2 protein-coding genes are annotated in these 714 nt (G+C 49.4%); both read right to left on the bottom strand.

All coding sequences use genetic code 11. The features are described 5' to 3' along the window. The coding region (locus AAC854_RS22855; RefSeq protein WP_340619094.1) for a lysis system i-spanin subunit Rz at positions 1–297 on the bottom strand (297 nt) is incomplete at its 3' end. Further along, positions 294–692, bottom strand: coding sequence for a M15 family metallopeptidase (locus tag AAC854_RS22860; RefSeq protein WP_340619095.1), 399 nt, complete (start codon positions 690–692; stop codon positions 294–296). The genes AAC854_RS22855 and AAC854_RS22860, both read right to left, overlap by 4 nt. Positions 693–714 lie beyond the last annotated feature (22 nt).

A 714-nucleotide genomic window follows, 5' to 3' on the forward strand; every position in this document is an offset into this window, starting at 1 on the left:
AGACACAGGACAGGTGGCCTTGATGCGCAGCTTGCGACGACCAGCGGCAACATCAGCCCGAAGAGTATCGATTTCAATCTTGGCATTGGCGAGTTCCTGCGTGTGTCGGGTGTCCAGTTCTGCGAGATGCTGGATTCGTTCTTGCTGGTTGGTGTTAATGGCAACTTGTTCGTCATACTGTGACTTTAACCTACGGTATTCTTCGGCCTTGGCCTGATACTCACTGTAATAGAACCAGAGCAGGCCAGCGACGACAGCAAAAGCACCGAGGGTGAAGTATTGGCTGTTGAATTTCATGCGGGTATCTCAATATGAGGCGCATCCAGAAATTTAGCCGGCTTATCGTGGGGATTGCTTGTCCACGTGATGCCAAATCGAAGCTTTATCCCCAATTCTTCACCTGCTTGGTGTACTGCATTCAATACTGGCAGCCAGCATGTGTAATTATTCCAATCTGCACCTACAGGAAGCAAGTCAACCGCATGGCCCGTCAAGTGACGAGAATTCATGGTCCGACTCTTCTTCTCTTTCAATAACTGCTTTTGGCGCTCAAGCGTTCTGAGTCCTTCAATTACCGTGAAGTCAACTGGGGATAGCTCTAAGGCTCGACGAACAACCGCAACCAAATCGAAATGCACACCTTTGAGGTTATTTTCACTGCGCTGGCTAAACTGAAAGTTATTCATTGCCACCGTTCGCCCCCGCTCTTCTCTC

Origin of the sequence: Xenorhabdus entomophaga, assembly GCF_037996725.1 — a bacterium.
GTDB lineage: Bacteria > Pseudomonadota > Gammaproteobacteria > Enterobacterales > Enterobacteriaceae > Xenorhabdus > Xenorhabdus khoisanae.